At 59.1% G+C, this 26,921-nt stretch carries 22 protein-coding genes and 2 tRNA genes; 13 read left to right on the top strand and 11 right to left on the bottom strand.

The window, feature by feature from the left end; translation table 11 throughout:
• Nucleotides 1-48: 48 nt before the first annotated feature.
• Nucleotides 49-2,403, top strand: a complete 2,355-nt coding sequence (locus H9C73_RS12005; protein ID WP_209288068.1) for a bifunctional diguanylate cyclase/phosphodiesterase — start codon at nucleotides 49-51, stop codon at nucleotides 2,401-2,403.
• Nucleotides 2,403-3,299 carry a type 2 periplasmic-binding domain-containing protein gene (locus tag H9C73_RS12000; protein ID WP_209288067.1) on the top strand — a complete coding sequence of 299 codons (897 nt, stop codon included), beginning with the start codon at nucleotides 2,403-2,405 and terminating at the stop codon, nucleotides 3,297-3,299. The genes H9C73_RS12005 and H9C73_RS12000 overlap by 1 nt, the downstream gene beginning before the upstream one ends.
• On the opposite strand, the gene H9C73_RS11995 is transcribed toward H9C73_RS12000, so the two are convergent.
• Complete coding sequence (locus H9C73_RS11995; RefSeq protein ID WP_209288066.1) at nucleotides 3,276-4,706, bottom strand: aminotransferase-like domain-containing protein; 1,431 nt, start codon at nucleotides 4,704-4,706, stop codon at nucleotides 3,276-3,278. The two genes, H9C73_RS12000 and H9C73_RS11995, sit on opposite strands and share 24 nt — an antisense overlap.
• A gap of 99 nt (nucleotides 4,707-4,805) precedes the next feature.
• Here H9C73_RS11995 and ccoG point away from each other — a divergent pair, with 99 nt between their 5' ends.
• Nucleotides 4,806-6,155: a cytochrome c oxidase accessory protein CcoG gene (gene ccoG / locus H9C73_RS11990; protein WP_209288065.1), complete on the top strand. Its 1,350-nt coding sequence runs from the start codon at nucleotides 4,806-4,808 to the stop codon at nucleotides 6,153-6,155.
• A 35-nt stretch (nucleotides 6,156-6,190) separates the two neighbouring features.
• Here the strand turns inward: ccoG and H9C73_RS11985 are convergent, their stop codons facing one another.
• Nucleotides 6,191-6,742: a hypothetical protein gene (locus H9C73_RS11985; protein WP_209288064.1), complete on the bottom strand. Its 552-nt coding sequence runs from the start codon at nucleotides 6,740-6,742 to the stop codon at nucleotides 6,191-6,193.
• A gap of 135 nt (nucleotides 6,743-6,877) precedes the next feature.
• A tRNA-Arg gene (locus tag H9C73_RS11980) sits at nucleotides 6,878-6,954 on the bottom strand.
• Between the two features lie 289 nt (nucleotides 6,955-7,243).
• Between H9C73_RS11980 and H9C73_RS11975 the strand changes: the two genes are divergently transcribed.
• The 5 genes from H9C73_RS11975 to H9C73_RS11955 all read left to right on the top strand — a co-directional run bounded on the left by H9C73_RS11975 (nucleotide 7,244) and on the right by H9C73_RS11955 (nucleotide 12,636).
• Nucleotides 7,244-7,678 carry a c-type cytochrome gene (locus tag H9C73_RS11975; RefSeq protein ID WP_209288063.1) on the top strand — a complete coding sequence of 145 codons (435 nt, stop codon included), beginning with the start codon at nucleotides 7,244-7,246 and terminating at the stop codon, nucleotides 7,676-7,678.
• Nucleotides 7,679-7,767: 89 nt separating this feature from the next.
• Entirely contained in the window at nucleotides 7,768-8,610 is an 843-nt protein-coding gene (locus H9C73_RS11970) for a DNA ligase (RefSeq protein WP_209288062.1), read from the top strand.
• Nucleotides 8,611-8,697: 87 nt separating this feature from the next.
• On the top strand, nucleotides 8,698-9,600 hold the full coding sequence (locus H9C73_RS11965; RefSeq protein ID WP_209288061.1) for a phosphate/phosphite/phosphonate ABC transporter substrate-binding protein: 903 nt from the start codon (nucleotides 8,698-8,700) through the stop codon (nucleotides 9,598-9,600).
• A complete protein-coding gene (locus H9C73_RS11960; RefSeq protein ID WP_209288060.1) occupies nucleotides 9,597-11,720 on the top strand; it encodes a putative bifunctional diguanylate cyclase/phosphodiesterase in 2,124 nt (707 codons plus the stop codon). The genes H9C73_RS11965 and H9C73_RS11960 overlap by 4 nt, the downstream gene beginning before the upstream one ends.
• A gap of 1 nt (nucleotide 11,721) precedes the next feature.
• On the top strand, nucleotides 11,722-12,636 hold the full coding sequence (locus H9C73_RS11955; protein ID WP_209288059.1) for a hypothetical protein: 915 nt from the start codon (nucleotides 11,722-11,724) through the stop codon (nucleotides 12,634-12,636).
• A gap of 32 nt (nucleotides 12,637-12,668) precedes the next feature.
• Here the strand turns inward: H9C73_RS11955 and hisF are convergent, their stop codons facing one another.
• The 4 genes from hisF to hisB are packed head-to-tail and all read right to left on the bottom strand — an operon-like array spanning nucleotide 12,669 to nucleotide 15,490.
• Nucleotides 12,669-13,442, bottom strand: a complete 774-nt coding sequence (gene hisF / locus H9C73_RS11950; RefSeq protein ID WP_209288058.1) for an imidazole glycerol phosphate synthase subunit HisF — start codon at nucleotides 13,440-13,442, stop codon at nucleotides 12,669-12,671.
• An 11-nt stretch (nucleotides 13,443-13,453) separates the two neighbouring features.
• Nucleotides 13,454-14,194, bottom strand: a complete 741-nt coding sequence (gene hisA / locus H9C73_RS11945) for a 1-(5-phosphoribosyl)-5-[(5-phosphoribosylamino)methylideneamino]imidazole-4-carboxamide isomerase (protein ID WP_209288057.1) — start codon at nucleotides 14,192-14,194, stop codon at nucleotides 13,454-13,456.
• A 51-nt stretch (nucleotides 14,195-14,245) separates the two neighbouring features.
• On the bottom strand, nucleotides 14,246-14,893 hold the full coding sequence (gene hisH, locus H9C73_RS11940) for an imidazole glycerol phosphate synthase subunit HisH (RefSeq protein WP_209288056.1): 648 nt from the start codon (nucleotides 14,891-14,893) through the stop codon (nucleotides 14,246-14,248).
• A gap of 3 nt (nucleotides 14,894-14,896) precedes the next feature.
• The gene (gene hisB, locus H9C73_RS11935) at nucleotides 14,897-15,490 is read right to left on the bottom strand and encodes an imidazoleglycerol-phosphate dehydratase HisB (protein WP_209288055.1); all 594 of its coding nucleotides are present in this window, start codon (nucleotides 15,488-15,490) and stop codon (nucleotides 14,897-14,899) included.
• A 149-nt stretch (nucleotides 15,491-15,639) separates the two neighbouring features.
• Here hisB and H9C73_RS11930 point away from each other — a divergent pair, with 149 nt between their 5' ends.
• The 4 genes from H9C73_RS11930 (at nucleotide 15,640) to H9C73_RS11915 (ending at nucleotide 19,250) form a co-directional block, all read left to right on the top strand.
• A complete protein-coding gene (locus H9C73_RS11930) occupies nucleotides 15,640-17,793 on the top strand; it encodes an AsmA family protein (RefSeq protein WP_209288054.1) in 2,154 nt (717 codons plus the stop codon).
• Nucleotides 17,790-18,833, top strand: a complete 1,044-nt coding sequence (mutY, locus tag H9C73_RS11925) for an A/G-specific adenine glycosylase (protein ID WP_209288053.1) — start codon at nucleotides 17,790-17,792, stop codon at nucleotides 18,831-18,833. The genes H9C73_RS11930 and mutY overlap by 4 nt, the downstream gene beginning before the upstream one ends.
• 14 nt (nucleotides 18,834-18,847) lie before the next feature.
• Entirely contained in the window at nucleotides 18,848-19,120 is a 273-nt protein-coding gene (locus H9C73_RS11920) for an oxidative damage protection protein (protein WP_209288052.1), read from the top strand.
• A gap of 54 nt (nucleotides 19,121-19,174) precedes the next feature.
• A tRNA-Phe gene (locus H9C73_RS11915) sits at nucleotides 19,175-19,250 on the top strand.
• 196 nt (nucleotides 19,251-19,446) lie between these two features.
• On the opposite strand, the gene gcvP is transcribed toward H9C73_RS11915, so the two are convergent.
• The 4 genes from gcvP to H9C73_RS11895 all read right to left on the bottom strand — a co-directional run bounded on the left by gcvP (nucleotide 19,447) and on the right by H9C73_RS11895 (nucleotide 25,763).
• Complete coding sequence (gcvP, locus tag H9C73_RS11910) at nucleotides 19,447-22,332, bottom strand: aminomethyl-transferring glycine dehydrogenase (RefSeq protein ID WP_209288051.1); 2,886 nt, start codon at nucleotides 22,330-22,332, stop codon at nucleotides 19,447-19,449.
• A gap of 184 nt (nucleotides 22,333-22,516) precedes the next feature.
• Complete coding sequence (gene gcvH / locus H9C73_RS11905) at nucleotides 22,517-22,909, bottom strand: glycine cleavage system protein GcvH (protein WP_209288050.1); 393 nt, start codon at nucleotides 22,907-22,909, stop codon at nucleotides 22,517-22,519.
• Nucleotides 22,910-22,998: 89 nt separating this feature from the next.
• Nucleotides 22,999-24,303, bottom strand: a complete 1,305-nt coding sequence (gene glyA, locus H9C73_RS11900) for a serine hydroxymethyltransferase (protein ID WP_209288049.1) — start codon at nucleotides 24,301-24,303, stop codon at nucleotides 22,999-23,001.
• A gap of 74 nt (nucleotides 24,304-24,377) precedes the next feature.
• Nucleotides 24,378-25,763, bottom strand: a complete 1,386-nt coding sequence (locus H9C73_RS11895; RefSeq protein WP_209288048.1) for an L-serine ammonia-lyase — start codon at nucleotides 25,761-25,763, stop codon at nucleotides 24,378-24,380.
• A 289-nt stretch (nucleotides 25,764-26,052) separates the two neighbouring features.
• On the opposite strand from H9C73_RS11895, the gene H9C73_RS11890 reads away from it, so the two are divergent.
• A complete protein-coding gene (locus tag H9C73_RS11890; RefSeq protein WP_209288047.1) occupies nucleotides 26,053-26,685 on the top strand; it encodes a helix-turn-helix domain-containing protein in 633 nt (210 codons plus the stop codon).
• Nucleotides 26,686-26,921: the final 236 nt, after the last annotated feature.

Raw genomic sequence — 26,921 nt, 5'->3', positions numbered from 1 at the left:
TGCTGACCTACATTGCAATAAGGTAATGTAGTTACAAGAGCAGGTTGCATGGATAGTTTCACCGCTTTATTAAAACGCCACGGTCTGGCTATTCGCGTATTGGTGGCTGTCACCCTGTACAGCGGGCTATTCGCACTGGTCGTTGCAAGTATTCAGCTGTACAGCCGTTACCAAACAGACATGGTCAACCTGAACCAGCGCCTGGCTGATGCCGAAGTCGTGTTTCTGGACGACCTCCGTCAGGCGCTTTGGCGGCTGGACGAACCGCTGATTCAACAAAGTATTAACAGTATCAGCCAACTTCCCTTTATCGATGAAGCCAGGCTCATCACGGCTCAGCAGGCGGTTTTCCGCTCAGGCAATATCCCGGAAGGCAACAGAGTACAGCGGAAACAGTACCCTCTTATTCTAGAGTTCAACAATGAGCCGATTGAGCTGGGCACTCTGGAGGTATGGATTGATCGCCAATCCATCTACAACAACCTGACACAATTGGCCTGGCAAACACTTGCTATCGAAACGCTGCAGACACTTTTTCTTGCCGGGTTAGTGCTGACGATACTGCAACAACTGCTGTTCCGACATCTAAGGCACATGCAACGCACCGCAGCGGCACTGAAACCCGACAACCTGGACACTTCCTTTTTGAGCGGGCCGGGAAAGCACTATCGCGATGAGCTGAATACCATGCTGCGCTCGCTGGAATCCATGCGTCTGCGCCTAAAGCGTGGCATCAAACGCGTGCGCAAGATGCAGGTTAAGATGCGTCGCATTTTCCTGGCGGCTGACAGCAGTCCAGCTGCCGTTGCCGTTTTTAAAGCGGAAAATGGCATACGGGTATACAGCAACAGCGCATACGAACAGTACTTTGGTCAGCGACGCTTTCTGATTGAGCTTATTTACCAGCTTCACCCGGAACATGCCTTTCCTGTATGGCTGGATTTGTTACGTACCAAAGGCTTTTGGCAGCAGGAGATTTTTTGGGTCGGAGATGAAACGCCTCGCTGGATCAGCGTACGCTGTATTATCTATCGCGATGATGCAGAAGAATTAATCATGCTTTCAGCCAGCGATATCAGCGAACTCAAACATGCCCGAGACGAAGCCCAGCACCTTCAGGAGCATGACACCCTTACAGGCTTGCCGAACGCCAGCCTCGGCCTGCTCCAGGTTCAATCCTTGCTGGAAAGTGCCCGTGAACAAAACCTCAGAGCGGTATTGATCAGCGTCTCTCTGAGTGCCTTCCGCCCTCTCCGCGAGTCTTTTGGTACTCATTATGCTGACCAGCTCATCATGCGTGTAGCCGAGCTGCTGGACACCACAGCTCCTGAAGACGCACTGCTGGCCCGCAGCGCCGATGATCAGTTCATCTGCAGCCTGATACTGCATCAGTCCGGCAATGATTATCTGGCTTCGTTGATGGAGCAGTTGCGCGCGCGACTGGCACACCCGCTCAAACTGAAACAGCAGCGTATCGACTGCGGCTTTTTTGCGGGTGTCGCCATTTACCCGGAAGACGGCGAAGACGCCAGTACACTCTATCAGCACTCCCTTTCCGCGCTACATCAGGCCGAGGAAAAACGCCCCCGTTCACGCTTTACCTGCTTTGACTCCACACTTGATGGTATGGCCTCACGCAAACTGACACTCATTAGTCTGCTGGCCAGTGGGCAGGCGCTCAACGAGTTGCAGTTGTACTACCAGCCTCTGGTCGATGGCAGCACGGGCCGCATTGTCAGCTGTGAAGCTCTGGCTCGTTGGCATAACCCTGTACTGGGCTTTATTCCGCCTCCCGAGTTCATCGGTGCCGCTGAAGACAGTGGCCAGATCATCGAGCTGGGTGAGCTGATCCTGCAAACCGCCTGTATTCAACTGTCCGCCTGGCGACAGCTCGATCCCGAGCTTCAGGTGAGCGTGAACATCTCACCGCTGCAGTTGATCGATGCAGATTTTGAGGCCGTTGTGGAGAATGCATTACGGCTGTCCGGCCTGCCCCCTCAGGCTCTGAAACTGGAAGTCACCGAGCAGTTGATGCTGCAATCCAGTGAGCAGGTGCTGGGCAAGCTGAATCGTTTGCAACAGCAGGGTATCAAGCTTGCCATCGATGATTTCGGCAGCGGCTACGCCTCCCTGAACTACCTGACCCGCTACCCCTTTGAGCTCCTCAAGATCGATCAGTCCTTCATTCGCAACATTCCCGATGATCCTCGGCTGTTGACACTGACCCGGACCATGACAGAGCTGGCCCATTCATTGGGACTGCAGGTGGTTGCCGAGGGTGTCGAGACAAACGAGATCGCGGAGCAGCTGAAAGCACTGCGGTGTGATCTGCTGCAAGGCTACCTGTACAGCCGCCCCCTGCCGGTTGAAGCGTTCACGGCACTGTTGAAGGAGAGCCTCTGATGACCTTCCGCCGGCTCAAGGCATGCGTGCTGAGCGTCCTGCTCATCTGGCAGATCGATGCCAGTGCGCAAACACAGGTCCGCTACCAGCTCGGCGTAAGTGCTAACGACAGCCGCTATGAATACTTTCTGGTGCTACTGGATATGGCATTGAGTGCCACCCGGCAAGACTATGGCGATTATCAGCTCATTCGCTCCGAACGCGGCGTGTCCCAGCAACGCGCCTTTGAGCTGCTCAGTGCCGGACAGGGTCTGGACGTGTTTTGGGGCATGACCAGTCTGAGGCGCGAGACACTGGGCCGTGCCGTCCCATTTCCCCTGATGCGAGGCCTGCTGGGTGTGCGTGTTGCGTTGACGACGCCCCAGGGCGCAGAAGCGCTCGGCAAGGTCACCAGTATTCAGGATCTGAGCCAACTAACGGCCGTGCAGGGAGATGGCTGGCCGGACACCCGGATCCTGCGACATAACGGCTTGCCGGTAATAACATCCAGTCACTACGAAAGCCTGTTTCAGATGCTTAGATACCAGCGCAGCGACTATTTTCCGCGCAGCGTGGCAGAAGTATGGGCCGAGCAGGAAGGTCCACTTGGCGAGGGGCTGGAGATCCACAAGGGCCTGCTGCTGAGCTACCGTAGCCCGATCTACTTTTTTGTTCATCGGGACAACGAAGCCCTGGCACGACGGCTACAGAAAGGGCTGGAGCGCCTGTGGCAGAACGGGCTGTTCAACAACCTGTTTTACTCACGTCCCGAATTGCGCCGCGCACTCGACCTGATCAACCATGGCGACTACCGCGTGCTCCGATTAGCAATGCCCTGGCAGTTACCCTCAATCAGGCAGATACCGGATGACTACTGGCTTCCGCTGCCCGGATCAACCACCACAACAGAGCCCTGACAGATCACGTAACGCAGCCCTGCGCGCCTCATTCCAGGGGTGCGCAAAGCTGATGCGCAAACAGTGCCGGAAGCCATTGCTGGTCGAGAACAGCGGCCCGGGCGTGACGACGATGCCCTCTGCCAGTGCCTTCTGGTACAACGCCAGACAATCCTGCCCGCTCTCCAGCTCCACCCACAGCGCCAGTCCACCCTCGGGCATGCTCATCCGGACCGGCACCGGCCAGTCACGCAATTGCTGAATCAGCTGATCCCGTTGCTGCCGCAGCTGCTGACGTTGACGCCGCAGGTGCGTTGCCAGCCCGCCATCTGCGATGAAGTGCGCAACCCCCTGCTGCACAAAGCGGCTACTGGCCAGCTGAGTCACCAGCTTGAGCTGCACAATGCGGTCATGCCAGCGCCCGCCGGCGATCCAGCCAAGGCGCAGGTCACGCGATAGTGCCTTGGAAAAGGAACTGCAGAGAATCACCCGGTCTTCCGTATCCAGCGCCTTCAGAGGGTCCGGCGGCTGAACGAAAGCGGTCTCCGCGTAGATGTCATCCTCAATCAGGGCGAGATCATGCGCACCGGCCAGTGCCAACAACCGCTGCCGGGCCTGGTCCGGCAGACAGCCACCGGCCGGTGTAGAAAAGGCGGCCGAAAACACACAGGCCTTGACCGGCCAACGTGCCAGCGTGTGCGCCAGCTGCTCCACATCCAGCCCATAACGGCTGTGCGAGGGTACCTCAATCACCTTGAGCCCCAACTGCTCCAGTAATTGCAGCGTGCCATAGAACCCCGGCGACTCCACCGCGACCAGATCACCAGGCTCACAGCAGGCCTGCAGTGCCAGGGACAGCGCATGCTGACAGCCCTGGGTGATGCAAAAAGCTTCAGCGCGTGCGGGCCAGCCTCGACGGGCGTAGAGGCGCGCCAGCTCGGTTCTGAGCCCCAGATCTCCGGCCGGCGCATCATAGTGGTCATGCAGCTGGGTGGTGGAACGCCTTAAGGCGCGGGCGATCGAGCGCCCAAGCCCGACCAAACCCGGAGACAGCGGCTCGGAGCTTGCCTCCGGCAGCAGATCAAAGGCGGCCGAGCGCTGCATCAGGTCCCGAAACAGATCACTGGTGGTGGCCGGTCGAGGGGTGTCCAGTTCCGGCTCGGTATGCACCGGCGGCTCGCTGCCGGACAGCAGGCACACGAAGTATCCCGAACGGGGGCGCGCCTCCAGCACGCCACGCGCCTCAAGCCGGTGCAACGCATGCTGAACCGTTGCACGCGAGCAGCCGGTGGACTCACACAGGGCTCGAATGGACGGCAAACGCTCACCCGGGCGCCAGCGCTGTGTCTGTATGCCTTCCCACAGCCACTGTTCCAGTTGCTGATAACGATACCCTGAGCGACGGTTAAGCGCGTCCGGTCGGTACATCACGGATTATCTGTGCCTATTAAAATTCATTTTTTTATACCTGTGACTATTTAAGCCCGCCACGTACCCTGCGTCCAACATTTTGCGCAGGAGATGGTGATGCAAAAAATACCCATTGTTCAGCAACACACCCCCACGCCCATGCGGGAAGGCAAGATTCACGTTCGCCTCACGGAAGGGCGGTTCCAGAACCTGCGCCGCCTGCTGAGCTGGCCCCTAATACTGCTGTTCTTCGGGCTGGTATGGGTCGAGTATGACCAGCAGCCCTGGCTGCTGTTTTCATTTGAGCAGCACCGCCTGATCCTGTTCGGGCATGCACTCTCCTGGCAATCCCTGCCTTTGCTGGCCGGGCTGATGGTCGCTGGCGCCTGTCTGCTGTTCTTCATGGCTGTGGGCTGGGGCCGCGTCTGGTGCGGCTTTGCCTGCCCACAGAGCATCTGGACCTGGATCTTTCTGCGTATCGAACAGTGGACCGAAGGACGGCCACGGCAGCGTGCTCGCATCGACCAGTCCCGCTGGCAGGCCACACACCTTGGCCGTCGGCTGGCCAAGCACCTGCTCTGGCTCAGCGTTGCCTTTGCCACCGCACTGACCTTTACCGGCTACTTTGTGCCGATCCGGGAAATGCTTGCAGATTTCACCAGTGGCAATCTGTCGCTGACACTGGCCGGCTGGCTGCTCACCATGACCCTGCTGACCTACCTGAATGCGGGCCTGGTACGGGAAAAAATCTGTCTGCATGCCTGCCCCTACTCCCGTTTTCAGGGCGTCATGTTCGACCGCCATACGCGAACCGTCAGCTACGACAGCCAGCGGGGCGAGCCGCGAGGCAAGGCAGAGGGAGCGGGTGACTGTGTCGATTGCGGTATCTGTGTGCAGGTCTGCCCGACTGGCATCGACATTCGCAACGGATTACAGGCGGCCTGTATCGACTGCGGCGCCTGCATCGACGCCTGTGATCAGGTGATGGACAAGCTCGAGCGTCCGCGCGGCCTGATTCGCTTTGCATCTGAAGCGGCACTTGCGGGGCAGAGAAGTCCTCACTGGCGCCCACGACTGCTGGGCTACGGTGCAATCATGCTCATGGCAGGTGGCGCTGTATGGCTGGGGTTCGGGAGCACTCAAACGCTCATGATCGACGTGCAGCGTGACCGTCAGTCCCTGTTTACACGTCTGGATGAAGAAACGGTCTGCAACCGCTACTACATCAAACTGGAAACCGTACTGGACAATCGCCCGAAAATTGAAGTGTCGGTCAGTGGTGAGGAAAGGTTCACACTGCATGGTCCCCGCTCTGTGGAACTGGGAGCCAGCAACGCACAGCGTCTGCCCTACCGGGTCTGCGCCAGCGGCCTCGGTGACTACCGCCAGGCGCTAACCTTCCTGTTCCACGATGGTGAGCAGCAGTACGCCAAAGAGACCACCTTCCTGAGCGGCCCCTCCGGCTGATCACACCCTGCCCGGCACCGCCGGGCAGACTGTTTTTACATGTTGTGCTGCTTGAACGCCTGCATCAGCGCAACCGGCTTCTGCTTCTTGTTGTCATCGCGCAGCACGTAGACCAGCGTTTCACCTTCAGGGCCGGCGCCGATCTGGGTAAAACGCAGCGGCGCTTCGCCGGTAGTGCGCACGGCTTCCATGTCGGCAAGACGGTCGAAGATATAGATACGGCCTTCCATGCGCAGTTCGCCATAGAAGTTGTCCGCCGGCTGCAGGTTGCCGTGGTACAGGTTGTAACCCGCCACCTTGTCATAGGATTTCTTCTTGTCGGCACCGGTCACGCCGAACACCAGCGTCTCACCCTTGGGACCAGCGCCGATAAAGGTCTGACGGAAAGAGGTTTCACCCACTTCGAGGAAGGACTTGTAGGTCGCCAGATCATCAAACACGTGTACGCGACCATCATGGTGCACTTCATACAGATCTTCATTGTTCAGATCAGCCTGAGCCGCCTGCTGCTCCTGTTTTACACCGGATGTGCACGCAGTCATGGCGGCTACCAGCCCCCCCATAACGGCCATCTTGAGTACTCGCATCGGATTCTCCTCGATTCTTGTTTGAAAAACCGAAAGAATATCCGCTGCATGTTGCGGTTATTTGACAGGAAGAGCCTACAAAAAAGGACAGATTGCCGGGAATTAGAACAGATGGAACCAAGGGAAGGAGAAAAATGGCGCGCCTGGAGGGATTCGAACCCCCGACCAACAGGATCGGAACCTGCTACTCTATCCAGCTGAGCTACAGGCGCACAATGGAAGTGTTTGCGGCCACATATAGTACGGATCATGCATCCGTTTGCCAAGTGAATTCTTCCCCGGCCCGGATCCACGCAAACTGATCCTTTGGTGGTAATTTGGGCTATAAAAGGGCGGTAACTGTCTTAACGCAATTTCCGTATGGGCTTTTTTGCCGGTATAATCGGCGATCAGTTTTTGTGAGCGCAGTCATGTCTGCATCAGGTCCCAGCCATAGGCTTCTCAAGGCCGTCAGCCAGGCATCACTGCTCCGACAACTTTCCAAGTGATGAGGTCGTGACTGTGAAAAAATTTGCTGCCAAAGCTGCATCCGCACTCTGTGCATTCGGTCTGGGCATGGCGCTGACGGCGTCCGTTCAGGCGGCTACTGATGAAGAAGCCATCATTGAGCGTATCAAGCCGGTTGGCTCTGTCTGCGTACAGGGCGACGACAGCTGTGGCGGTGCTGCTGCAGCCGCACCGGCCGCTGCTGCCGGTGGCGCTCGCTCCGGTGAAGAGATCTATACCGGCAAGTGTGCCGCCTGCCACGCCAGCGGTGTACTGGGTGCGCCCAAGTTCGGCACCAACGAAATGCAGCTGCGCCTGGACGAGAAAGGCATGGAAACCCTGCTGTCTCACGCAATCAACGGTTTCAACGCCATGCCGCCGCGCGGCACCTGTGCCGACTGCTCGGACGACGAGATTCAGGCGGCCATTGATCACATGCTGGCCAACTGATCCAGCATTCAGAAAGGGGCTGCAGTTGCAGCCCTTTTTATTATCTGCCGGTCACGGACCGACCGGTGTGAAAATTCAAGGATGACATCATGTTCAAAACACCCGCCTCGCTGCTTCTCAGCGGACTGATCACCCTTCCACTGCAGGCAACCGAGCTGCCTCTGATGCACGGCATGGAGATCGGTGACGAGCTGAGCCTGCCAACGCAGCTGGAACACTGGTTGATCAGTGAGAAATATGACGGCGTTCGTGCCTACTGGGACGGACAGCGCCTGATGACCCGCAGCGGCTACCCCATCAATATTCCTGATGCACTCACCCGTAACTGGCCCCGCCAGCATCTGGAAGGTGAGCTGTGGATCGGCTATGGCCAGTTTTCCCGCCTCGCCGGGCTTATTCAGCAGCACCAGGCCCCCGAACAGGACTGGCAGGCCGTCCAGTTCATGCTGTTCGATCTGCCTCAATGGCCGGGCACCTTTGCACAACGCTCGGATCAGTTGGCGGCCCTCGTCAAGGAAGCCTCTGCCCCCAACCTGCAGGTCATCAAGCAGCATCAGGGGCTGAATACAGACCGCATGGAGGTGCTGCTGCGCGATGTGGTGGACAGGGGCGGCGAGGGCCTGATGCTGCACCGTAGTCAGGCACTTTATCAGCTGCAGCGCTCCTCGGATATTCGTAAGCTCAAACCCTATCAGGATGCCGATGCACAGGTGGTGGCGCACCTGCCGGGCAAGGGGAAATATAGCGGTATGATGGGCTCACTGCTGGTTCAGCTCGAGGATGGTTCCCGGTTTAAAATCGGGACCGGTTTTACCGATGCGGAACGGGCCAGTCCACCGCCCGAAGGCAGTACAATTACCTTCCGTTACAGTGGACTGACCACACACGGCAAGCCCCGTTTTGCTCGCTTCCTGCGCGTACGCCCGGACTAGATCAATAGACGCGCCTAAACTGTGGCATAAACCGCCTGTGTCACGTAGGATCACTTAACTTTTAACAATAATGACTCGTTCCTGCCGATGATCGCCCGGGCACCGCTGAAGATCCAAGCCCCCCGCATACTCTGCCTGCTTCTGTCATTGCTGTTGTCAGCCCCGGCAACAGCCAAAACACTTGTGCTGGCGCAGATCAGTGACCGTCCCAAAAAGGACTTCCGACAACTGCGCCCAATGGCTGAACACATGCAGCGCCAGATAAAACATCTGGGATACGACCGGGCCGAGGTCAAACTGTTTCCGGATCTGACCGCTTTAAAAGCGGCGATTCAAGACGGACAGGTACACTGGATCAGTGAAACCGCGCTCACTTCCGCACGCCTGGTACAAGCTGGCCTGGCCAGTCCGGTAGCACTGAAGTGGAAACGGGGACAGTCCGAGTACCACAGCCTTATCTTCGTTCGCCGTGACAGCGGCATCGATACCCTGTCCGACCTGAAGGGCCGGCGTATCGCCTTCGAACACCTCGATTCGTTCAGCAGCTATTATCTGCCCGCCATCGCCCTGCGTCAGGCAGGGCTGGAGCTGCAGGCCCTTGAGCATCCCGGTGACCCGGTTGATCCTGAGCGTATTGGCTACCTGTTCAGCCGTAACGAGCGCAACAACCTGCTCTGGGTGGAAAAGGGCATCACCAGCGCAGGCAGCCTCAACGATGGTGATTGGACCTACCCGGGGCGTCTGCCCGATGCCCCCAAGCGCAACATGAAGATTCTGTACCGCTCAAAACCCTACCCCAGAGCCTATGAGCTTGTGACACCGGCCCTCCCGGCCGACGATCAGGACGCATTGCGCAATGCACTCCTGAGCCTTGACCCCGAGCAGCACGCCAGCCTGCTGTCACGCTACGAGGAAACCGAGCGCCTGACGCCAATCACGCCGGAGCAGCGAACACTGCTGCTGGAGCTGGACCTGGAGTGGCTGCCATGATCAATCGCATTCTGGCATCACTGGCACACCGCGTCACATTGGGTTTTACCCTGCTGGCCAGTGTTCTCGTCGGCAGCCTGCTGCTCACGCTGCACCTGAGTCTGGACCGTTTCACGGCTGACACGATCGAAATGGGCAAAGAACAGCTGGGCCTGGCATTGCGGGCTCAGCTGCAGCAGGACGCCCAGTTGCTGTCACGCACGCTCAGCTCACAGCTGGATATCCCGCTCTACCAGCTGGATCTGAGCGAGATCGAAAAGCAGCTTTCGCTGGTGCATCAACATCGCAGTTTGCAGTATGCCTACCTGTTTGGACGCGAGGGCCAGCTGGTCCATGACGGCAGCAGCACTGTGCCCGAGTTCGGCGTTCCCCTGAGTCAGCTCAGTCCGATATCACCCGGCGAGGGTTTGCGCCTGCAGTGGGAAGGCAGCACTCTGCACCTGCTGGAACCCGTAACTGCAGCCGGACGGCGCGCCGGCTATCTGGCGCTTGGCGTGGATTTTTCCGACGCGCTCCAGGCGCTGGATGAGCATGGCCAACAGATGAAAGCACAGGCCGAGGCCACATCGGGCACCACCTTCAAGGAATTGCTGTTGCTGGCGCTGCTCCTCCTGTCGAGCACCATCTGGCTGATGTACCTTTTTTGCCGACATCAGTTTGCCCCCCTGCAATCGCTGGCCGAAAAAAGCATTCGGTACGGAGAAGGGGACCGCAACATCAGCTTTGAAGTGGCGAAGACCGGTGAACTCAACCAGCTTGGCCGTGCCCTGGATCAGATGCGCGTCCGCCTGGAACAAAGCCACCACCAGACCACTCAGCTTGCCTATCTGGACAACCTGACCCAGCTGCCCAACCGGCACTGGTTCCAGCAGTCGCTCGAGCGTTTGCTGGAGTACTCGCGCCAGCATCAGCAGCGACTGGGCGTCCTGTTTATTGACCTTGACCACTTCAAGGAAGTGAACGACACCGCAGGCCACGATATGGGCGACCTGCTGCTGTTTGAAGCGGCGGCCCGCCTGCGCCACCTGCTGATGGAAATGGAGCTGTACGACCCCGAGGGTGAGGACGTGCTGCTGGCCCGGCTGGGCGGTGACGAGTTCGTCACGCTGTACCCGAACCTGCAAAGCGCCGACCAGCTCTCTGATCTGGCCACGCGCATTGCCAACACGCTGGATGAACCCTTCCTGATTGACGGGCGCTATTTCAATATTTCCAGCAGTATCGGCCTGACCGTCTACCCGGATGATGGCAGCAACAGCAGCGAAATCCTGAAGAATGCCGATATCGCCATGTATGCCGCCAAGCAGAGCGGCCGCAACCAGTACAGTTTCTTCTCCATGCAGATGAATCAGCAGCTGCAGGAGCGTATTGAAGTGATTCAGGGCGTGCGCACCGCCCTCGAGCAGGGGCACTTCCGCCTTGAGTATCAGCCGGTACTGGACCTGAATGACGGCACCCCCCGTGGCGCTGAAGCCCTGCTGCGCTGGCATGACCCCGAACGCGGCATGATCCCGCCCGGGCTGTTCATTCCCATCATTGAAGACTCCGACCTGATCGAGCCCGTCACCGAGTGGGTCGCACGCCAGGCCGTGCATGACCTCAAGGAGCTTCAGGCCCTGCAGCCAAGCTTTGTAGTTTCGATCAACGTCTCGGGCGCAGCCCTGCATCAGGAGAGCACCCGTGACTTCCTGACCGAGCTGAGCCGCACCGAAAACCTGCCCCGACACGGCCTTAGTATCGAGCTGACCGAAACCAGCATGATCCGACATCTGGACGACTGCCGACAGACGCTCAAGCAGTGGAAGGAAGCGGGGATGAATATCTGGATTGATGACTTCGGCACCGGCTACTCCTCGCTCAGCTACCTGCACCAGCTGCCCATCAACGGACTGAAAATCGACCGCAGCTTTATCCGCGAGCTGGATCCGGATGGCAGCAACTCGTTGATCGCCACCATCCTCACACTGGCCGAATCAATGAACCTGCATGTGGTGGCTGAAGGCATAGAAACCGAGACTCAACGCGAATGTATTCGCCGACTGGGCGCTCGCTTTGGACAGGGCTTTGGCCTGCACCGCCCCATGCCGCTGGAAGCACTCAAAAAGCTTTTGGAGCATTAAGATGATACGCCGCCTGCCCCTGCTCGCTCCCTGCCTGTTCCCTGCTCTGGCGTTCGGCCTCGACTTTGAAGTCAAGACCGATCTGGAGCATACCCGCCATCCTGTCTCCAACGAAATCAAATACGAGGATGACGGGAGCTTTGATGAACGTGACTACCGGCACAAGACCGGCTACGAGAGCAAGACTCTGTTGCTGCTGTCGGATGCCTGGAGCGAACAGCTGGACTGGGAGCTTCGCCTGGGCATGCAGTACGACCGCACGCGGGATACCAAGCGCGAGTTCCGGGAAGATGGCTCACTGAAGAAAGACAAGAGTCGCACCGAGTGGCAGAGCTCCCCCATTCTGGGCCTTGGCTTTTCCTATGACATGGGGCGCCTGCTGGGCGGCTACCACTGGCGACTTTCCGGCTATCATGACCGCTTTGTCGATGTGGCGTACAAGGCCACCAGCCTGGCTGAAGATGCCAAACCCCGGGCTGGCCGTGGTGACGGCTATGAGAGCCGCTTGCGCCTGGATGCCGAGTACATGACACCCGTCAGCAGTCTGTTTTTCTCGCCCCGTCTGGAGGTCACCCACGAACGCTACAGCCAGTGGTATGACACGGCCCGTGAGCGTGATGAAGCCGCCGAGCAGGAGCTGCAGTATGAAGCCAGCCTCTGGGTTAACTGGATTCCGCCTCTGAATGGCTGGGAAGTCACGCTGGGGCCCACCTGGCAACTGGAAGACAAGGCCGAACGGGACACTGACACCGGCCAGTGGGAGTGGGAAGACGAAGAGCGCTGGATCGGCCGGGTGCAGCTGGAATATGAAGCACCGCTGCCGGGGTTCGAGTTTGAGTTCAAGGTGGAGCGAGACCTGAACGGTCCCGATCGGGACAAGATGAAGTATGAAGCCGGGTTAAGCTACGAGTTCTAACCCGGCTTCATTCAGTCATTCAACACAGGGTATCAAAGACGGACTTCGATACCGCGCTCACGCATGTAGGCTTTGGCTTCAGGAATGCTGTACTCGTTGAAGTGGAAGATGGACGCTGCCAGCACCGCATCCGCCTTGCCTTCGATACAGCCTTCCACCAGATGGTCCAGATTGCCCACGCCACCGGATGCAATGACCGGCACATGCACGGCTTCGCTGATCGCGCGGGTCACGCCCAGATCATAGCCGTTCTTGACGCCGTCCTGATCCATGGAGGTCAGCAGGATTTCACCGGCGCCCAGCTCAACCATTTTCTTCGCCCATTCCACCGCATCCAGCCCGGTCGGCTTGCGGCCACCGTGGGTGAAGATCTCCCACTTGTCCGGTTCGCCCGGCTGGCTGACCTTCTTGGCATCAATAGCCACAACAATACATTGGCTGCCGAATCTTTCCGCCGCTTCGCGCACGAAGTCAGGGTTCTTCACCGCCGCACTGTTGATCGATACCTTGTCGGCACCGGCGTTGAGCATGGTACGGATATCCTCACAGGTGCGAATACCACCGCCCACGGTCAGCGGGATGAACACCTGCGACGCCATTTTTTCCACGGTATGCACCATGGTGTCACGACCTTCGTGAGTCGCGGTGATGTCGAGGAAGGTGATCTCGTCGGCACCCTGCTCGTCGTAGCGCTTGGCCACTTCCACCGGATCGCCGGCATCACGGATGTCGAGGAATTTCACCCCTTTCACCACACGGCCGTTTTCCACGTCGAGGCAGGGAATAATGCGTTTTGCCAGTGCCATATCCGGTCCTCTTACTTGGCGGTCAGCTCGTCGCTCAGGGTCTGAGCTTCGGCTACGTCCAGCGTACCCTCATAGATGGCACGGCCGGTGATGGCACCCAGAATGCCCTGATCGGCCACTTCCGCCAGTGCCTTGATATCGTCGATGTTGGTCACGCCGCCAGAGGCGATCACCGGGATACCTGCTTCACGGGCCAGCTCGACCGTAGCGTCCACATTCACGCCCTGCATCATGCCGTCACGGCTGATATCGGTGTAGACAATGGCGCTGACGCCATCGTTCTTGAAGCGCTTGGCCAGATCCACTGCTTTCACGTCGGTGACTTCGGCCCAGCCGTCAATTGCGACGTAACCGTCCTGAGCATCCAGACCCACAATGATGTGGCCCGGGAAGCGTTTGCACATTTCAGTAACGAAGTCGGGCTCTTTCACTGCCTTGGTGCCGATGATGACGTACTCAACACCTGCATCCAGGTAAGCCTGGATGATTTCGGCAGAGCGGATGCCACCACCGATCTGAATCGGCAGATCCGGGTAGGCTTCGGCAATCTTTTTAACGATCTCGCCGTTTACCGGCTCACCGGCAAAGGCGCCGTTGAGGTCAACCAGGTGCAGACGGCGGCAACCGGCCTCGACCCACTTGGCAGCCATTTCGACCGGGTTGTCGGAAAATACGGTGGAGTCATCCATGCGGCCCTGACGCAGGCGGACACAGGCACCATCTTTGAGGTCAATCGCGGGAATAATCAGCATAAGGGTTGAATCCGGAATCAGTCTTTAAAATTGTCGGGCAAATGTTTGAACTCAAGGCTGGCCGTTCCAGTTGAGGAAGTTCTGCAACAGCTGCAGACCCACCTTCTGGCTTTTCTCCGGGTGGAACTGCACGGCAAAGACGTTATCGCGGGCAATGGCCACGTCGAAATCGACACCGTAGTTGCAGGTTGCGGCCACCAGCTCGCGCTGTTTCGCCTTCACGTAGTAACTGTGTACGAAGTAGAAGCGGCTGCCATCTTCGATATTGGCCCACAGCGGATGGTCCTGGGTCTGGTAGACCTGGTTCCAGCCCATATGCGGCACCTTCAGGCGCTCGCCGTCTGCATCCTTGAGCTCATCGCCGAAGAAGTTCACTCGCCCTTCGAATTCGCTCAGACAATCGACACCGTTGTTTTCCTCGGAAAACTCCATCAGTGCCTGATAGCCCACACAAATGCCCAGAAACGGCTTGCCGGAGGCGATCGCTTCACGCACTTCCGCATCCACGCCCAAACGGCGGATTTCGGCCATGCAGTCGCGGATAGCCCCTACCCCGGGCAGCAGCACCCGGTCGGCACTGCGTACCTGTTCAGGGTCAGCGGTCACACGCACTTCCACGCCGGGCTGTACATGCTCCAGCGCCTTGGCAACCGAGTGCAGGTTGCCCATGCCGTAGTCGATGACTGCGATACTGCTCATGGCTTAGAGGCACCCCTTGGTGGACGGCATGATGTCAGCGGCCCGTTCATCAACGGTCAACGCCATGCGCAGGGCACGACCGAACGCCTTGAAGATGGTTTCCGCCTGGTGATGGGTGTTCTTGCCCTTCAGGTTGTCGATATGCAGCGTCACCATGGCATGGTTGACGAAGCCGTGGAAGAACTCCGAGAACAGGTCCACATCGAAGTTGCCAACACGACCACGGGTGAATTCCACGTCCATCTCCAGACCGGGACGACCGGAGAAGTCGATCACCACGCGGGACAGGGCTTCATCCAGCGGCACATAGGCGTGGCCGTAACGGTAGATGCCCTTCTTGTCGCCCACCGCCTGTTTGAACGCCTGACCCAGCGTAATGCCGATATCTTCCACCGTGTGATGGTCGTCAATGTGCAGGTCACCAATCGCGCTGATTTCCAGATCGATCAGGCCGTGTCGGGCAATTTGATCCAGCATGTGATCCAGAAAAGGTACACCGGTATCCACATCCAGCTGCCCGGTGCCATCAAGGTTGACTGCAACAGTGATCTGGGTTTCCAGCGTGTTGCGGGTTACCTGGGCTTTACGCTCGGCCATCTCTCTCTCCGCCTGGGGTTTACGAAAACGGTCATTATACATCCAACCGGGCCTTAACGGCAGGTTCATCCGCCGTCATCACAATCCTGTCTGCAGATCCGCTATACTCAGCCACATATGTCACGTGCAGGGAATCAAAGGGACCATTTATGAAAGCACTCAAACTGATCATCGCCCTTTTGCTGGGACTGATCGTGCTGGCCGGTATCGCACTGGCCGCCGTTGTAACGCTGATCGACCCCAACGACTACAAGGACGACATCCGCACTGCGGCACTGGAACAGGCCGGCATCGAGTTGCAGATCGAGGGTGATATCGGCTGGTCCATCTATCCCTGGCTGGCACTGGAGCTGAACGCCGTTGGCGTCGGCTACCCGGAAAAGCCTCAACTTGGCCGTCTGCAACGGGCCGAAGTGTCACTCAGCATCCCGGCCCTGTTTACCGGCCAGGTACAGATGAACCGTGTACTGGTCGATGGCCTGACGCTGGATCTGGTGCAGGCGGCTGACGGCAGCAACAACTGGAGTCCGGCCAGTGCAACCGCAGACGCGGGTGCAGCCGATTCTACTGCAGGCGAATCGACACCTCGTGACGGCAGCTCCGAACTGGGCATCGATATCGAAGCCGTTGAGGTGCGCAACGCCGCCCTCACCTTTACCGACCAGAGCAACAACAGCCGTGTCGAGCTGAGCGAGCTGAACCTGACCTCCGGTCGCATCAGCACCGAAAGCGCCTTCCCGCTGGAGCTGGCCTTTGCCCTGCGCCAGTTCATCGGCGATGAACTCCAGCTCAGCAGCCAGGCACAACTGAGTACCGACATTACGCTCAACCTTGGCGCCAACCGCTACCGTCTGGACGGGCTGAATACCCGCCTTGAACTGATCGAGGGGGCCGCCCTGCCCGCGCCGCTCACCTTCGAGCTGGGGGCCGATGTGGATGCCCAGCTGAACGAACAGCAGGTCAGCCTGACGGACCTGACGCTCAACGCCGACCCGCTCAGCATCAAGGGCGAGCTGGGCCTGCGCAACTTTGCCCAGCCCGAACTCAGCGGCCAGCTGAGCAGCAACACCTTCAACCTGAAGCAGTTGCTGACCAGTCTGGGCCAGACAGCACCGGCCACCGCCGACAGCGATGCGCTGACCGCCATCGCCTTCAACACCACACTGGGCGGCCCCGCCGGCACGCTGCAGCTCAAGCCCCTGAGCTTGCAGCTGGATGACACCCGCTTCAACGGCGAAGCCTCCGTGGTGCTGGCATCTCAGGCCCTGGCCATCAAGTTGAAAGGCGGTGCGCTGGACGCCGACCGCTACCTGCCGCCTGCCGCTGAAGGCAGCTCCAATGGCGGCAACGGCGCTGCTTCTGCAGACAAGCAAAGTGCTCAAAAAGGCTGGCCCAAGGATGAGATCATTCCGCTGGAGCCGCTGCGCGCACTTAACCTCAGCGCCGATCTGGATCTGGACAGCCTGACTGTCAGCGGTATCCAGATGGGCCAGCCGGGCCTGAGCCTGACCGCCAGCGGCGGCCTGATCCAGCTGACCCGTTTTACCACTCAGGCGTTCGACGGCAAGGTAAATGCCACCGCACGCATCGACGCCCGCAAGGCACCGCTGAACCTGAGCCTCAGCAAGCAGGTCACCAACGTGGAAGTGGGCAAGGTACTGAAAACACTGGCTGACAACGACACCCTGGCCGGCAAGTTCAGCGCCAAGGCGGACCTGAGCATGAGCGGCCAGTCGATCCACGCCTGGGTCAACTCGCTCAACGGTACGGCCAACCTGCAGATGGCAGAGGGTCTGATCAAGGGCATCGATGCGGCCCAGTCCATGTGTCAGGGCATCAACAACCTGTCAGCCCTCTGGATCAATGCGGAGCAGGTAGACAAGACCACCCCCTTCGCCGACCTGAGCGCCAACTTCAACATGCGTAACGGCGTGGTCAGCAATCAGGACCTCAGCGCCAAGCTCGATGCCATGAGCGTCGCCGGTCGCGGCAGCGTCAACCTGCCGCAACAGACGCTGGATTATCGCATCGGCGCCACGCTGGAAGACGATCTGTTCAACCAGAGCTGCTCGGTCAACAACCGACTGGAAGGCGTTGAAGTGCCCGTCAACTGCAAGGGCAGCTTCTACGACGAGCCGGCCAAGCTGTGCCGTCTGGATACCAGCTTTATTTCTGACATCATCAAGGCCGAAGCCAAGCGCAAGGTGGAAGAGAAGGTCAGCGAAAAACTGGGCGACAAGCTGAAGGAAAAACTGGGTGACGAAGGTGCCGGCAAGGTACTTAAGGGGCTGTTCGGTCAATGACACCCGAGCAGTTCCACACCGCCGTGCTGGAGTGGTTTGACCGGCACGGCCGCCATGACCTGCCCTGGCAGGCCGAAAAGACCGCCTACTTCACCTGGATCTCCGAGATCATGCTGCAGCAGACCCAGGTGAAAACGGTGATCCCCTACTTCCAGCGCTTTGTCGAACGCTTCCCCACCGTGCATGACCTGGCGGAAGCCGAGCAGGACGAGGTACTGCACCTCTGGACCGGGCTGGGCTACTACGCCCGCGCCCGCAACCTGCACAAAACGGCCCGCATCGTCAGCGAAGAGCTGGACGGACAGTTCCCGCAAACCCTGGAAGCGATGGAAGCCCTGCCGGGCATCGGCCGCTCCACCGCGGGGGCCATTATCTCCATTGCCACCGGTCAGCGCGCCGCCATCCTCGATGGCAACGTGAAACGGGTGCTGGCCCGCTTTTATGCCGTGGAAGGCTGGCCCGGGGCACCGGCTGTCATGAAGGAGCTCTGGGCACTGGCCGAGCGCAACACCCCGCACCAGCGGGTGGGCGACTACACCCAGGCGATGATGGACCTGGGCGCAACGCTCTGCACCCGCAGCAAGCCGAGCTGCCTGCTCTGCCCGCTGCAGGCAGCCTGTGAGGCGCGCGCCCTGAACCTGACCGACCGCCTGCCCTCACCCCGGCCCAAAAAGGTGCTGCCGGTGAAACAGACGTTGATGCTGTTGATTCAAAACGAGCAGGGGGAAGTCCTGCTGCAGCAGCGCCCGCCCAGTGGCATCTGGGGCGGCTTGTGGAGCCTGCCGGAAGTAGCAGACCTGCGCGACGCAACGGCCACGCTCGGACTGACGCTGGACGAGTCCGCCACCGAGGTGCTGGAGCCGTTAAGACACACCTTCAGCCACTACCATCTGGACATCACGCCAGCCAGAGTCACCCCGAAAGACCCTACAAACTCTGTCATGGAAGGGGCGCCATCACTCTGGTATAACGTGGACCAACCTGCAAATATTGGTCTGGCAGCCCCGGTCAAGCGACTGCTTGAACGCTATGCCAGCTGACACCGGAGATCGACATGACACGCACTGTTTTCTGCCGCAAGTACAAACAGGAACTGGAAGGACTGGACCGCCCGCCCTATCCCGGCGAACTGGGCCAGAACATTTACGACAACGTGTCCAAGAAAGCCTGGCAGGAATGGACCGATCATCAGACCATGCTGATCAACGAAAAGCACCTGAACCTGATGGATCCGGACAGCCGCAAGTACCTGCAGCAGGAGATGGAGAAGTTCCTGTCCGGCGAAGATTACGACAAGGCTGAAGGCTACGTGCCGCCGGAAAAATAAATTCCAATTAATGCTTGACCGTTCAGGGGGTTTCCGGTTTAATACGCCCCCGTTGCCCAGATAGCTCAGTCGGTAGAGCAGGGGATTGAAAATCCCCGTGTCGGTGGTTCGATTCCGCCTCTGGGCACCAAAATTCCTCAAAAGAGCCTCGCAAAAGCGGGGCTTTTTTGTTTCCGGGGTTCCTGAAAACAGCCTCGGAGCGCCTTTCCAAAAGCGGTTTTTTCCTCCCCCTGAAAACGAAAAACCCTGCTCAGATGGCAGGGTTTTGGTTCAGTACCTCAGGTTGCCATCAACGCCGGCCTCCCTTGTGAGAGACCGGCCGTCGATCAGTCTTCCTGATAGGACTCGATGCTCGGGCAGGAGCAGATGAAGTTCCGGTCCCCGTATACGTTGTCGATACGGTTGGTGGTGGGCCAGAACTTGCTGGCACGGGTATGTGCCGTCGGGAACACCGCTTCCTCGCGGGAGTAGGCGCGATTCCACTCCGGGTCGGTCAGATCCGCCTGTGTGTGTGGCGCGTGACGCAGCGGGCTCTGCTCCAGTGTCCACTCACCGTTCTGTACTCGCTCGATCTCGCCCTTGATCTTCGCCATCGCTTCCACGAAGCGATCCAGCTCGGCCTTGGACTCGGACTCGGTCGGCTCGACCATCAACGTACCGGCAACCGGGAAGGACATGGTCGGCGCGTGGAAACCGTAGTCCATCAGACGCTTGGCAATGTCTTCTTCAGTCACGCCGGTTGCATCCTTGAGCGGACGGATATCGACGATGCACTCGTGCGCTACCTTGTTGTTGCGACCGCGGTAGAGCACCGGGAAGTGCTCGGACAGACGCTCGGTCAGGTAGTTCGCGTTCAGAATCGCCACCTCGGTGGAACGCTTGAGGCCGTCTTTGCCCAGCATGCGGTTGTACATCCAGGTGATCGGCAGAATGGAAGCGGAGCCGAAAGGCGCAGCCGCAACTGCTCCGTTCTCCGGATTCACACCCTCAACGGGGCTGACCTTGTGGCTGGACAGGAAGGGCGCCAGGTGGCTCTTAACGCCGATCGGCCCCATACCCGGGCCACCACCGCCATGCGGAATGGCGAAGGTCTTGTGCAGGTTCAGGTGTGACACGTCAGAACCGATCAGGCCGGGCTTGGCGATGCCTACCTGTGCGTTCATGTTGGCACCATCCATATACACCTGACCACCGAACTTGTGAATGATCTGGCAGATCTCGATGATGTCTTCCTCGTACACCCCGTGGGTGGACGGGTAGGTGATCATCAGACAGGACAGCTCGTCCGCATGCTGTTCGGCTTTTTCGGCCAGATCGGTGATGTCCACGTTACCCTGTTCGTCACAGGCGGTCACAACGACCTTCATGTCCATCATGGCGGCTGACGCCGGGTTGGTACCGTGAGCCGAGGAGGGGATCAGGCAGACATTGCGGTGTCCCTCGCCAATGGACTCGTGATACTTGCGGATCGCCAGCAGGCCGGCGTACTCACCGGAAGCACCCGAGTTGGGCTGCAACGACACCTTGTCGTAGCCGGTGATTTCCACCAGCTGCTCTTCCAGCTGTGCCAGCATGGCATGGTAGCCGCTGACCTGATCCGCCGGAGCAAAAGGATGCATGTTGGCGAATTCCGGCCAGGTCACCGGGATCATCTCGGCCGTCGCGTTCAGCTTCATGGTGCAGGAGCCCAGCGGGATCATGCCATGCGCCAGCGAGTAGTCCTTGTTCTCCAACGCCTTCATGTAGCGCAGCATCTCGGTTTCGGACTGGTAGCTATTGAAGGTCGGGTGCGTCAGGATGGCGTCTTCACGGCGCTGATCAGCGCGAATGCCGGTCGCTTCACCGCCGGTGATGCGCGCGTCAATGGCCGCCACGTCCAGACCGTGATCCGCGCCCAGGATAACGTCAAACAGCTGCGCCACATCAGCGGCGGTGGTGGTTTCATCCAGGCTGACGCCCAGACGACCGTCATCCAGCTGGCGGAAGTTGCAACCGTTCTCCAGTGCGCGTGTGTACACCTCGGCATCGGCCTTGAAGGTGAGGGTATCGAAGTAGGATGCGTTGGTTGTCACACCCTTCTCGTTCAGACCCAGCGCCAGAATGGCGGTCAGGCGATGCACGCGCTCGGCAATGCGCTTGAGGCCTTCAGGGCCATGGTACACGGCGTAGAAACTGGACATGTTGGCCAGCAGCGCCTGCGCGGTACAGATGTTGGAGGTCGCCTTTTCACGGCGGATGTGCTGTTCACGGGTCTGCATCGCCATGCGCAGTGCCTGGTTGCCTTTCACATCGACCGACACGCCAATGATACGGCCCGGTACCGAGCGTTTGAGCTTTTCGGAGGCGGCGAAGAAGGCCGCATGCGGGCCACCAAAGCCCATCGGCACACCGAAGCGCTGAGAAGAGCCCAGCACGATATCGGCGCCCAGTTCACCCGGTGATTTCAGCAGTACCAGTGACAGAATATCGGCCGCCACGGCAACCATCGCTTTCTGTGACTTGGCCGCTTCGATCAGCGTGGCGATGTCGGTGATGTCACCACAGGTGCCCGGGTACTGAAGCAGCACACCAAAGGCATCGTATTCGCCCAGCTTTTCGGCCGTATCAACGACGATGTCGTAACCGAAGTATTCGGCGCGGGTTTTCACCACGTCGAGGGTCTGGGGGTGAACGTCATCCGCCACGAAGAAGGTGCGGCTTTTCTTGCGGTTGGCACGCTTGCACAGCGTCATGGCTTCGGCCGCAGCGGTGGCTTCATCCAGCAGGGAAGCGTTGGCCAGGTCCATGCCGGTCAGGTCCATCACCATCTGCTGGTAGTTCAGCAGCGCTTCCAGTCGGCCCTGTGCAATCTCGGGCTGATAGGGCGTGTAGGCGGTGTACCAGCCCGGATTTTCCAGCACGTTGCGCAGGATCACATTCGGTACCAGGGTGTTGTGATACCCCATGCCGATGTAGGACTTGTTGACCTTGTTGCGGCTCGCCAGAGCCTTCAGCTCGGCCAGTGCTGCCACTTCGGTAACACCCAGGTCCATATCCAGCGCATCATCCAGACGGATGGCATCCGGTACGGTCTGTTTGATCAGTTCCTGAAGGCTCTCCAGCCCCAGTGATTCCAACATCGCTTGCTGTTCAGCGGCATCCGGTCCGACATGACGGCGCGTAAATTCGCTGGGCTGTTCCAGCTCGGCCAGTGTGCGCATTTCAACTGCCATTGTGCTCAACCTGTTGCTTGAAGATCGACCACCCTCGGGTCAATCCTGGTTCATCTTCGCCGGCTATCGGAGATTGGCACCGGTAGCCGGAAAATAGGGAGCGGGGTGGTCAAGACAACCACCCCGCACTTGCGTAAAGAGCTGATCGGGGAATCCAGTAGACCGGCCCGATCGGTCAAGGCGATCAGCCCTCTTCGGCAACCTTGGCTTCATACGCCGCAGCATCCAGCAGATGGCTCAGGTCCGCGCCTTCCGCCAGCTTGACCTTGGCAATCCAGCCATCGGCGAAGGGAGCTTCGTTCACGCTTTCCGGCGCATCTTCCAGAGCTTCATTGACTTCAACCACCTCACCGGAAACCGGTGCATAGATATCGGACGCCGCCTTGACCGACTCCACCAGAGAGAACTCTTCTCCCTGCTCGATCTCGCGGCCGATTTCCGGCAGCTCAACAAATACCACGTCGCCCAGCAGCTCCTGTGCATGGTCGGTAATGCCAACGGTCACGGTGCCGTCGCCATTGTCCTGTACCCACTCGTGAGAAGCGGCATAGTGCAGATTTGTTGGTACGTTGCTCATTCTGTGTTCCTCAGACTCATCATGCTTTAGGGCATCAGGCCAGAGAAGGTGGCTGGCCCGATGTCACTCAGTGGTTGTTCTATCCGGTATCAGCGGTACAGCGGGAAGCGGTCGCACAGGGCTTTCACCTCTGCACGGACACGCGCTTCCACGGCGCTGTTGTCTTCCGGGTTTTCGGCCAGGCCGTCCAGCACGTCACCGATCAGGTTACCGATCAGGCGGAACTCCTCTTCTCCGAACCCGCGGCTGGTGCCGGCAGGGGTACCCAGGCGAATACCCGAGGTCACCATGGGTTTTTCCGGATCGAAGGGGATGCCGTTCTTGTTGCAGGTGATGCCGGCACGCTCCAGTGATTCTTCGGTGACGTTGCCTTTGAGTCCCTTGGGACGCAGGTCGACCAGCATCAGGTGGGTGTCGGTGCCACCGGTTACGATGTCACAGCCACGTTCCACCAGCGTTGCCGCCAGTGCACGGGCATTGGTGACCACCTGATTGATGTAGGTTTTGAACTCCGGCTTGAGCGCTTCGCCGAAGGCAACGGCCTTGGCGGCGATCACGTGCATCAGGGGGCCGCCCTGCAGGCCGGGGAAGACAGCCGAGTTGATCTTCTTGCCCAGATCCAGATCGTTCGACAGCACCATGCCACCACGCGGACCACGCAGGGTCTTGTGGGTTGTGGTGGTAACCACGTGCGCATGTGGCAGGGGGCTGGGGTGTACACCAGCGGCGATCAGACCGGCGATATGCGCCATGTCGACCATCAGGTAGGCGCCAACCTTGTCAGCGATCTCACGGAAGCGCTTGAAGTCCAGCTCACGGGGAATCGCGGAGCCGCCGGCGATGATCAGCCTGGGCTTTGACTCAACCGCCTGAGCTTCGACGGCATCGTAATCGATGCGCTGGGTATTCGGGTCCACGCCGTACTGGACCGCGTTGAACCATTTGCCGGACTGGGCCGGGCGGGCGCCGTGGGTCAGGTGGCCGCCGGCATCCAGCGACATGCCCATGATGGTGTCGCCCGGCTGCAGCAGAGCCATGAAGACGGCACCGTTGGCCTGGGCACCCGAATGGGGCTGTACGTTAACGTAGGCACAGTCGAACAGGGCCTTGGCACGCTCGATCGCCAGTGCTTCTACTTCATCCACGTACTCACAGCCGCCATAGTAACGGCGACCAACGTAGCCCTCGGCGTATTTGTTGGTCAGCTCGGTGCCCTGCGCCTGCATCACCGCCTTGGAGACAATATTTTCCGATGCAATCAGCTCGATGCCATCTTCCTGACGGTGAAATTCACGCGTGATGGCCGCCTGAACGGCGGTATCGGCATCGGCCAGTTCACGGGTAAAGAACGCTTCACTGACACTATCGTTTCTGTACAGATCACTCATGCTCATGGTCTCGGTCTCAGTTTCTTATTGTCAAAGAGGGTTTGCTTGCGTTACGACGCAAGGACGGATACCGACCTGCATCAGCAGGCCACCACATTCACCGCAAGGCCACCGGTCGAGGTTTCCTTGTACTTGTCCTGCATATCGAGCCCGGTCTGGCGCATGGTCTCGATCACGGAATCCAGCGACACGTGGTGCTGGCCATCGCCCCTGAGCGCCAGCCGCGCCGCGTTGATCGCTTTCACGGCACCCATGGTGTTGCGCTCAATACAGGGCACCTGCACCAGTCCGCCAATCGGGTCACAGGTCAGGCCCAGGTTATGCTCCATGCCGATTTCAGCGGCATTCTCGACCTGCTCATTACTGCCCCCCAGCACCGCACAGAGCGCACCGGCTGCCATGGAGCAGGCCACGCCGATCTCGCCCTGACAGCCCACCTCGGCTGCGGAGATCGAGGCGTTGGTCTTGTACAGCATGCCAATGGCCGCTGCCGTGGCCATGAACTGAATGATGCCCGCCTCGTTGGAGTTGGGTATAAAGCGGTCGTAATAGGCCAGTACGGCAGGAATCACGCCGGCCGCACCGTTGGTGGGCGCCGTGACCACACGTCCGCCCGCCGCATTTTCTTCGTTCACCGCAATGGCATAGAGGTTGACCCAGTCAATCACGGTGAGCTGATCTTTCAGTGCATTCTCCGGATGCTCGGTCAGTTCCCGGTAGAGCTCGTTGGCACGGCGGCGCACATTCAGTCCACCCGGCAGTTCACCGGTCTGCTGACAGCCTCGGCGGATGCAGGCATCCATCACCCGCCAGATTTTCAGTACCGCCTCATTCACCGCGTTTTCATCGCCCATGCGGGCACGTTCGTTGGTCAGCACCACGTCGCCAATCGAAAGGCCATCCCGTTCACACAGGTTCAGCAGCTCTGCACTGCTGCCAAATACATAGGGGATTTCGCGGGAGACATCGGCCGCATCCACACCGGCCTCGGCTTCCGCCTCGCTGAGCACGAAGCCGCCACCGATGGAGTAATAGACGCGCTCCAGCGCAATGATGCCGGCTGCGTCAAAGGCACTGAACCGGACACCGTTGGGATGGCAGGGCAGTGATTCGCCGAAATGAAAGGGCAGATCACGCTCGCGCTGGAACGGAACTGACTGCTCGCCGCCCAGCAACAGGGCGCCATCCTGCTCGATCGTCTGCAGATACGCTTCTACACGATCCGGGTCCACATGTTCGGGGGACTCGCCCAGCAACCCGAGAATAACCGCCACATCGGTCGCGTGCCCCTTGCCGGTCATGGCCAGTGAGCCATAGAGGTCGACCTTGACCCGGCTGACACCCTTCAGCAGCTGCTGTTCGCGCAGCTCGTCCAGAAAGCGGTTGGCCGCCACCATGGGGCCGACCGTATGGGAACTCGAAGGCCCTATCCCCACTTTAAACAGATCAAAAATACTCAGTAGCATGCGCCTTCACCTCTTATTGTTATCTACCGCTGTGGAGGCATCCCCTGCTGCACGCGGGCTCAGAACAAATGAATCGACCCGACTCTGGTTAAAAAGTAGCCGATAGCCTGTGCGAATGTCAGACTAGCAATAGCCTTTACCGTTGGCAACAAAAATTTCCTATTGGAAACATTTGCACTCATAGTACCTTCTTAGTGCACCGACTTTCTTTCAATGCCCTGTGGGCTTGTGTAACATTTCATCAACTGGCCGCTCCATGCGGGCGGCTATGCATCAAGGAGTGGATCCAATGCCTGACGAGCCCTATTTCATTCGCGAAGAAAAGCTGGAAGTGTCCCGTTCACAGGGCAATGCGGAAGCAGCTGTCGAGCCTTTGCAGCTGGGCAAGCGCGTGCGCGAAATTCGGCTGGGTCAGAACCTGACACTGGAGGAAGCCAGCAAACGTACCGGCCTGGCGCGATCCACCCTGTCCAAGATCGAAAACGAGCAGATCTCGCCCACCTTCTCGGCGGTTTCCAAGCTGGTGAAGGGGCTGGGCATCGATATTCCTCAACTCTTTACGCAGCCAAAACAGAGTAACGGCGCCAGCGGTCGTCGCGACATTACCCGCAGTGGCGAAGGGACTCCGCATCCCACCCCGACCTACGAGCACGAGTTGCTGGCAACCCAGTTGACCAACAAGCGCATGGTGCCCTTCAAAACCGTAGTCCATGCCCGTGCCTTTGACGAGTATCCCGAATGGGTGCGCCATGATGGCGAAGAATTTCTCTATGTCCTGAAAGGCTCACTGCTGTTTTACACCGAATTCTACGAGCCCATCGAGCTGTTTGCAGGCGACTCCGCCTACTATGACTGTGAAATGGGGCATGCACTGGTTTCCACCAGTGAAGAAGATGCCGAAGTACTTTGGGTAACGGCCTGATACGCCCGTTGCCCTCTCCCTGCCAGCAACACCCCTGTTCACTCAGCCCGGTCTTCCTCTGAGAAAAAATCGCTTGCATGAAGTTTCTCGTTCGTCTAGCTTGTTTCCTATTGGAAACTAGATGATCGTTTTGGAATGATCGTCCGCTTACAGAGAAACAGCGCAGCAGCAGTGGGCACTCAGAGTGAGGTGCGACGTGCACCCCGGAGCCGCTTCATTGTTGCCTGCCCATCATG

The sequence above is a fragment of the Marinobacterium alkalitolerans genome (genome assembly GCF_017776525.1).
GTDB lineage: Bacteria > Pseudomonadota > Gammaproteobacteria > Pseudomonadales > Balneatricaceae > Marinobacterium > Marinobacterium alkalitolerans.
The sequence above is the reverse complement of the archived record's forward strand: the minus strand, read 5'-3'. Positions and strand labels throughout refer to the sequence as shown.